General features: G+C 38.1%; 7 protein-coding genes. All 7 read left to right on the forward strand.

The window, feature by feature from the left end:
• On the forward strand, nt 1-1,308 hold a 1,308-nt coding region (locus P20311_RS04015; protein WP_238529428.1), incomplete at its 5' end, for a TolC family protein.
• Nucleotides 1,309-1,310: 2 nt separating this feature from the next.
• Nucleotides 1,311-2,546 carry an efflux RND transporter periplasmic adaptor subunit gene (locus P20311_RS04020; protein ID WP_008109954.1) on the forward strand — a complete coding sequence of 412 codons (1,236 nt, stop codon included), beginning with the start codon at nt 1,311-1,313 and terminating at the stop codon, nt 2,544-2,546.
• Between the two features lie 9 nt (nt 2,547-2,555).
• Nucleotides 2,556-5,702: an efflux RND transporter permease subunit gene (locus P20311_RS04025; RefSeq protein WP_024600845.1), complete on the forward strand. Its 3,147-nt coding sequence runs from the start codon at nt 2,556-2,558 to the stop codon at nt 5,700-5,702.
• Nucleotides 5,695-6,393, forward strand: coding sequence for a HupE/UreJ family protein (locus P20311_RS04030; protein WP_008128610.1), 699 nt, complete (start codon nt 5,695-5,697; stop codon nt 6,391-6,393). Before P20311_RS04025 ends, P20311_RS04030 begins: the two co-directional genes overlap by 8 nt.
• Before the next feature lie 57 nt (nt 6,394-6,450).
• Complete coding sequence (locus P20311_RS04035; protein WP_008109960.1) at nt 6,451-7,005, forward strand: hypothetical protein; 555 nt, start codon at nt 6,451-6,453, stop codon at nt 7,003-7,005.
• Between the two features lie 48 nt (nt 7,006-7,053).
• Nucleotides 7,054-7,386: a DUF6488 family protein gene (locus P20311_RS04040; protein ID WP_008109964.1), complete on the forward strand. Its 333-nt coding sequence runs from the start codon at nt 7,054-7,056 to the stop codon at nt 7,384-7,386.
• Nucleotides 7,387-7,767: 381 nt separating this feature from the next.
• Nucleotides 7,768-8,166 (forward strand): CopL family metal-binding regulatory protein, encoded by a 399-nt coding sequence (locus P20311_RS04045; RefSeq protein ID WP_238529429.1) that lies wholly within the window; start codon nt 7,768-7,770, stop codon nt 8,164-8,166.
• Nucleotides 8,167-8,374: the final 208 nt, after the last annotated feature.

Raw genomic sequence — 8,374 nt, forward strand, 5'->3', positions numbered from 1 at the left:
GGTCGGTTTTTTGTAAGGATTCGTCGGAATGTTTTATTGGTGCTGATGCCATTCATACCAACAATTGCATTTGCCCAAGAAGTTCCTTTGCAAACGGTTGATTTGCGTTCAGCTATTGCACAGACAATAGATATGCATCCTGAGCTAAAATCATTTGCCATTCAAGCCAAGATGTATTCTGGCTATGCTCAACAGGCAGGGGTTCAATCTAGACCACAAATTGGTTTTACCATTGAAGATGCTTTAGGTACAGGTGAGCACAGCGGCTTTAAGAGTGCACAATCAACACTTTCTATTTCTTGGTTATTAGATGGTGGATTGGTACAGAGTAAAATAAAAGCAGCTAAACAATATGGCTCTACAGTCGCTTTAGAGCGTGAAGTTAAAGCTTTGGATTTAGCTGCACAAACGGCACGTTACTTTATACAAGTTCTTGTCAATAATGAGCGATTGAAGTTAGCTCAATTTAGTCTTAAGCAAGCGAATAATTCATTTGAAGCAATAAGTAAACGCGTAAAAGCAGGGAAGTCCTCTTTAGTAGATAAATTAAAGTCTCAGGCTGAGGTAGCTAATCGTGAGTTGATAGTTGAGGATTTAACTCACGAAGTTGATGCAAGTAAGTACCAATTATTTGCACAATGGGGTGAGCAAATTAAAGGAGTAAATCAAAATAATAGGCATAAGAAAAGTATGATAGTGGGTTCATTATTATCTTTACCAAGTGTAACCAATTTTGATTCTTTATTTACGAAACTTAGACAAACACCTTCAGTGAATCTTTTTGCAACAAAACAACGAATTGCCCAGTCTGAGATAGAGCTTGCACGCATTGAAAGCAAACCATTATGGCAATTTTCAGCAGGCTTACGTCGATATGAAACAACTGATGACTTCGGCTTAGTTGCTGGAATTTCAATTCCTTTTGGTGATGGGAATCGAAATGAAGGAAAAATAAAAGCCTTGCGAGCCTCTCAAAGTCAACTAGAAACAGAGTCGTTAGCGTTAGTTCATAAACTCAATACTCAGTTATATGTTCTTATCGAACAATTGAAGCATAGCCAACATGTCATTCATGCGGTATCTGACAATATTATTCCTGTTTTGGAGCAAGCTTTTAAAGAGGCAGAAAAAGCATATAACGTTGGTAAGTATAGCTATACCGAATGGATGAACACCCAGAAAGCCCTACTCAATGCTCAATCTGATTTGATAGCTGCTTATCAAAATGCACATTTAAACAATATTGAAATTGAACGTTTAACCGGAACGTCCATTTTAACCATTAATAAAGACAAGAAAGAGAAATAATCATGAAACCAACATTTCAAATATTAGCCTTAATAAGCACCGTCTGGCTTGTTAGCATAAGTGCAAGCTTCCCAAGCTTTGCGGTTTCAGAGCCGAAGGTAGAAGAAGCCGAACCTGAAAAAGGTCCCAACCGTGGACGAATGTTGCGTGATGGTGATTTTGCCATTGAACTCTCAATCTTTGAAACAGGCGTCCCTCCTGAATTTCGTGTATGGGCATCAACAGACGGAAAAGCAATTGATCCGTCAGAGGTTGACCTTAATGTAAAGTTGACTAGATTGGGTGATGGCATAGACGATATAAATTTTTACCAAGAAGGCGAATATCTTCGAGGTGACATGGTTATCTATGAACCGCACTCATTTATGGTTTCACTCACTGCAAAATATCAGGGTAAAACCTTCAACTGGCAGTATGACAACTTTGAAGGTCGGACAAAAATTGCTGAAGATGTAGCAAAAGCAATGGAAATCTCGACTGAAATTGTTGGTCCATCAACATTTCATGAAACAGTTCAAGTCTATGGCAAGTTAGTTCTACCTGCTGATGCAACGAGTAATGTTTATGCTCGCTTTGACGGGTTAGTTAAAAAAGTTAATGTAAAGCTAGGAGAGTCAGTTAAGAAAGGTCAATTACTACTCACGGTTGAAAGTAATGAAAGTCTTCAGTCGTACAAAGTCTTTTCTGCTCAAAATGGAATTGTTAGTACCGTTAACGTTACCTCAGGCGAACAATCTAAAGGCCGCTCCCTGCTACAAATTACCAATGATGAAACATTAATTGCCCAGTTAGCTGTTTTTCCAAAAGACTTACCAACCGTGCGTCTTGGTGCAAAAACCACGATAACGATTAATGGTGTTGAAGAAAAGCAGGTGAGTACGGTTGAGAGCCGTATTCTAAAAGTCAGAGATGATCAGGCGAAGCTATTTCGTGTAGTCGTTAATAATGCTGATTCTGCGTTGTCAGAAGGAGCATTTGTTAGTGCCGCGATTGAAATTGGTTCATACGATGTACCTATGGCAGTAAAGCGCAGTGGATTACAAAGCTTCCGCGATTTTACTGTTGTATATGCCAAAGTCGGAGATGAATATGAGGTAAGAATGCTTGAGTTAGGTCGAGCTGTAGGTGAAGAAATTGAAGTGCTAAGTGGTATTTCCTTAGGCACTGAATACGTGACTGAAAATAGTTACATCCTCAAAGCTGATGTTGAAAAGTCTGGCGCTTCACACGACCATTAAGGATTGATTATGCTCGAATATTTACTTAGATTTTCTATCCGTAGAAACTCAATCATTATGCTAGCCGTGCTTGCGTTAGCAGGTTTGGGTATTTGGAATTTTACCAAGTTACCTATTGATGCTGTACCTGACATAACTAATGTGCAAGTCATGATCAATACGGAAGCTCCAGGCTATACGCCACTTGAAGTTGAGCAACGGGTTACTTATCCGTTGGAGACTGCGTTAGCTGGCATACCTAACTTAGTGAGTACAAGATCAGTCTCACGTTATGGGCTGTCACAAGTGACAGCAATCTTTAGCGATGACACGGATATTTATTTTGCAAGACAGCTTGTAAATGAACGATTAGTTTCAGCTAAATCTGATTTGCCGACTGGTTTAGAGCCTGAACTTGGCCCAATTGCAACCGGGTTAGGTGAGATATTCATGTTTACTGTTGATGCTGAGCCTGAGGCACTTAATGATAAAGGTGAACGAATCACGGCTACGGACCTAAGAACTGTACATGACTGGATTATTCGCCCTCAGTTAATGCAAGTGCAAGGCGTAGTTGAAGTTAACCCTATTGGTGGTTTTAAGCGTGAAATATTGATCGCTTTTGAGCCTAAAAAATTATTAGCTTTTGGTGTTACTCAACAAGATGTTATCCAAGCAATTGAAAATAATAATGATAATAAAGGTGCTGGTTTTATAGAAAAAAATGGTGCTCAGTGGCTGCTTCGTATTCCAGGGCAAGCAAAAACGATAAGTGATCTATCTACAATCCCTGTTAAAACGACTGACGGTAGCGTGATCCGTATATCTGACGTTGCCAATGTAAAAGAAGGGAAAGAGTTAAGAACAGGTGCAGCGACACAAAACGGTAGAGAAGTGGTGATGAGCACGGTCTTTATGCTCATCGGGGAAAATAGCCAAAAAGTCGCTAAAGCAGTTGGGTTAAGACTTGAAGAAATAAAACGAAGTTTACCGACAGGTATCACTGTTACTGCTGTTTATGATCGAACTAAGTTAGTTGAAAAAACCCTCGATACGGTAAAAACAAATCTGTTAGAAGGCGCATTGCTCGTTATTGTAGTGCTTTTCCTTCTACTCGGTAATATGCGAGCAGCATTACTTACGGCTGCTGTTATTCCTTTTGCCATGTTAATGACTATCACTGGCATGGTACAAACAAGAGTGAGTGCAAACCTAATGAGTTTAGGAGCACTTGATTTTGGCTTGCTCGTTGATGGTGCAATTATTATCGTTGAGAATTGCATGAGACGACTGAGTGCTGCCTCTTCAAATGGGCGTTCAATGGAGTTAAATGAACGTTTATCACTGGTATTTTATGCGACTAGGGAAGTTATTCGTCCAGCACTATTCGGTGTCTTCATAATTACAGCGGTGTATTTACCTATTTTTGCACTTACAGGTGTTGAAGGGAAAATGTTCCATCCTATGGCCATTACTGTCGTGATTGCTTTGTGTTGTGCAATGCTTCTATCTATCACTTTTGTACCTGCTGCAATCGCTATTTTATTTAAAGGCCCAGTGAAAGAAAAAGAAAATATTATCATGAAATCATCACTTGCGGTGTATCGTCCTACGTTAACTTTTGCGCTTAAAATTCGTTGGTTTGTCGTGATGTTAGCTGTTGCACTTGTTGGTTATGCAGGATTTTCCGTAAATAAATTAGGGAGTGAGTTTGTACCTAACTTAGATGAAGGTGATATTGCTATGCATGCCTTACGTATTCCAGGTACATCACTAACACAAGCCGTTGCACTTCAAAAAGTTTTAGAAGAAAAAATTACGCAGATGCCTGAAGTAGAACGTGTATTTGCAAAAATTGGTACAGCAGATGTTGCCACTGATGCTGTTCCTCCAAGTGTTGCTGATAATTTTATTATATTAAAACCACGTAGTGAATGGCCTGAACCTACAAAAGCTAAAGCCCAATTTGTAGAAGAGTTAGCAGCAGTAGTAGAACCCATTCCCGGTAACAGATATGAGTTCCTTCAACCAATACAAATGCGTTTTAATGAGCTACTTGCAGGTGTAAGAGCTGAACTTGCCATTAAAGTATTTGGTGATGACTTTGAAACACTAACGGCATTAGGTAAAAGCATTAACACGGCCATTGCTAACGTTGAAGGAATTGCTGATGTTCAAGTTGAACAAACAACAGGTTTGCCGATGCTTACGATCAATCCTAATCACGAGCAATTAGCAAAATATGGCGTTAGCATTAAAACCCTACAAGATCAGCTTGCTACGGCCTTAGGTGGAACAAGCGCTGGTAAATTTTATGAAGGTGATCGAAGAGCAGACATTGTTGTTCGTCTTCCTGAAAACCTTAGAAGTGATGTTGATTCGTTGGCTCACTTACCCATACAAATACAAGCTGACCAGTATGTACCTTTGCAAGAAGTTGCTGAACTTGAATTAGTAGAAGGGGCAAACCAGGTTAATAGGGAAAATGGTAAACGTAGAGTTGTTGTTACCGCCAATGTTAGGGGAAGAGATTTAGGTTCTTTCGTTAAAGATATTCAAGCTTCAATAGAGAGTTCAGTTGAAGTGCCTTCAGGGTACTGGATTGAATATGGTGGCACTTATCAGAAGCTTCAATCTGCTTCTAAAAGGCTATCAATTGTCGTGCCTATTACACTGATCATGATCATTGGCTTATTATTCTTAGCACTTGGCTCTTTCAAAGATTCAATGATCATCTTTACGGGGGTTCCTTTAGCGTTGACTGGCGGTATTTTCGCTTTATTAATACGGGATATTCCCTTTTCAATTTCGGCAGCCGTTGGCTTTATCGCATTGTCAGGCATAGCAATATTAAATGGTTTAGTTATGGTGTCCTTTATCAGAGAACTTCGACGAGAAGGTGTTGCATTAGATACCGCCATTATTGATGGTGCGCTGACTAGACTTCGACCCGTATTAACTACAGCGCTGGTTGCATCGCTAGGCTTTGTACCAATGGCGCTTAACACAGGAATTGGCTCAGAAGTGCAACGCCCACTTGCTACAGTGGTCATTGGTGGGATTATATCATCAACAATTTTAACGCTATTTGTGCTTCCTGCTTTATATCGTTTATTACATAGCCACAAAGAAATCTTTACTAAAACACCCCACACAAAGGAAACTGTTAATGTTTAATTATTCCCAGCGATACGGCTTAATCAGCCTTATCGCTCTAATTTCCATATTGTTGCCCGTGGGAGCATTTGCTCATGGCGTAGATGAAACAACGCGTGCTTTTTTACAAAGCAATACTGGAGTGCAGATCATTCCATTTTTATATATAGGTGCAAAACATATGGTTACTGGGTATGACCACCTATTGTTCCTCGTCGGTGTGTTGTTCTTTTTATATAAGAGTCGTGATGTCTTGCTCTATGTCAGTATGTTTACCTTAGGGCACAGCCTAACATTACTTTTTGGCGTTATTAATGACATTCAGGTAAATGCTTATTTAATCGATGCCATTATTGGACTTTCTGTTGTCTACAAAGGTTTTGATAACTTAGGCGGCTTTAAGAAAACAATAGGTTTTACGCCTAATCCCAAAACTGCGGTACTGATTTTTGGCTTATTTCATGGTTTTGGTTTAGCTACTAAACTTCAAGAATTTCAATTACCGTCAGACGGATTAATTGCCAATTTAATTGCTTTTAATGTTGGTGTTGAATTGGGGCAGTTCAGTGCATTAGCATTTATTTTATTATTGATAAACTACTGGCGAAAGCACAATAGTTTTAATCGCTTTGCGACCAATACCAACTGCTTATTGATGAGTGCTGGGTTTATGTTGATTGGCTTTCAATTAACAGGCTACTTTATCAGCTAAACGAAATTTTACAGTCAGTTAATTAACGAAAATAAAGAATTAAGAGAAGAGAAAAACATGCAACAAACTAACACTCAAGCAGTAAATACGCAGGAAGTAACATTGACCAATAGTAAATTACTTAAATACACAATATTTAGTTTTGTTTTTGCTGTTATCACATTAATCACAGTGATATTGCCAGCAGAATATAATATTGACCCAACGGGCATGGGTAATAAGCTTGGTTTAACCGTATTTAATAATGCACAAGCAACGACTTCAACTGAGCCATCAACTACCACGAGTAAGGCTACCACTGAAACAATTGAGGTTGTTGTTCCTGCGGGAAGAGGCGTTGAATACAAATTTACGATGGAGCAATATCAAAAGTTGACTTATGAATGGATAACCGATGGCTCTGTTTTGTATTTCGATTTACATGGTGAGCCAAAAGGGGACACCACTGGGTATTTTGAAAGTTATGCCATAGCAACATCAGATGAAATGAAGGGGAGCTTTACCGCACCATTTGAAGGCTCACACGGTTGGTATTGGAAGAACACCTCAGATGCTCCTGTAAAGGTCCAATTAATAGTTAATGGTGAATATGTTGAGCATGGACTCAAATAATCATCTTTTATTATCAGTGTTTATTTAGAAAGTTTAGTGGAGTCATAAATGAAAAATTTAATCGTAATGCTATTTGTCGGTTTAATGTTAAATACAGGAATAGCATTTGCGCATGGTGATCACAAAATGATCAGTGCAAAAGACGCGATACAAGTAGCCATCAAAGTAACGCAGAAACTCACCTTTAAGGATTTGGGCTACAAGGTTGGTAAGTTAGATGAAAGTTGGAAGGCTCTAACTACGGAAGAATTTAAGCTATATGCAGCTCAGGATAATCGCTACAAAGTCAGTGCATTTAATAAAGACAACAATAAAGTAATTTATTTCTTGATGACGATGAGTGGTGAATTGCTACAGGTTAACTCAGAAGCTAAGTTTTGAATTGTAATATTAAAAACATACATGAGCACAGAGAAATTATTTTCAGAGATTATTATGTTTAGACGTTAAGCTTCAATTTATTGGATTGTTATAAACCTCAAAGTATATTTTAAGTCGCTGACTACACTTGGCAGGCATTGATGGTTATGAATTAGTTCACGTAATGAAAACTATCTGTAAACTTTTGAGAGGGAAATATTTTAGAAGCATCAAATATCTATGATAATCGTAGTCTTATGATCGGATATTAAAGACTTTAATAGAATTAATGTTTTCTTGTAAGTGGCTACCAAGTCATTCACTTTTTTAAAATTAATTTGTTGAAAAATAGAGCTTGTTATGCGAGTATGTAATTAATTGAAATATTTTTTTGGGTTAGCTGTGAATTCTAATTTCTCTAAAACATTAATGGTACTGCTAGTCTGTTTGACCTTTGTTGGTCAATCGGTTGCGTCTACTGTTATGTCTTATCATATGATGAGTATGAAGGGAAATAGTGGGCAGGAGCAAATGCAAAATATGTCAATGATGGACCATATTGACCATTCAATGATGAGTCATTCATCTGATGATTCAGATGAAGCAGAAGATGAAGCAGAAGATGACTGTTGTGTGAAAAGTTGTAGTTGTTTTACTGGGGGTTGCTCAAGTATCGCTACACTAATTAAAGACACAGGTGACAGTCTCTTTATTGATTTATCATCAAAAATATTCTCATATTCAAACTTGGCTCAAAGTCAATCATCATCATCTCTATATAGACCTCCAATACTAAGCTAAATACAGAATAATTGTGCCTAAAATTTGGCTCACTTATATGAAAATTATCTGTATTAGGCTTTTTGATCTCTGCGTTTAAGTATTTTTAAGCAAAATCAAGAATAACCTAATCAATTCAAATATTAATTGATATCCCTTTGGGGGGGTTATGTTTTCCAAAAAATTCACGTTAAAGGCTGTTGCAGCCTTTACTTTAGTCATTGCTATG

Source organism: Pseudoalteromonas sp. BSi20311, from assembly GCF_000239875.1.
GTDB lineage: Bacteria > Pseudomonadota > Gammaproteobacteria > Enterobacterales > Alteromonadaceae > Pseudoalteromonas.

What these genes read in the sequence shown, in the direction of transcription:
- P20311_RS04020 (WP_008109954.1), top strand. Translation starts at nt 1,311, where the DNA reads ATGAAACCAACATTTCAAATATTAGCCTTAATAAGCACCGTCTGGCTT.
- P20311_RS04025 (WP_024600845.1), top strand. Translation starts at nt 2,556, where the DNA reads ATGCTCGAATATTTACTTAGATTTTCTATCCGTAGAAACTCAATCATT.
- P20311_RS04030 (WP_008128610.1), top strand. Translation starts at nt 5,695, where the DNA reads ATGTTTAATTATTCCCAGCGATACGGCTTAATCAGCCTTATCGCTCTA.
- P20311_RS04035 (WP_008109960.1), top strand. Translation starts at nt 6,451, where the DNA reads ATGCAACAAACTAACACTCAAGCAGTAAATACGCAGGAAGTAACATTG.
- P20311_RS04040 (WP_008109964.1), top strand. Translation starts at nt 7,054, where the DNA reads ATGAAAAATTTAATCGTAATGCTATTTGTCGGTTTAATGTTAAATACA.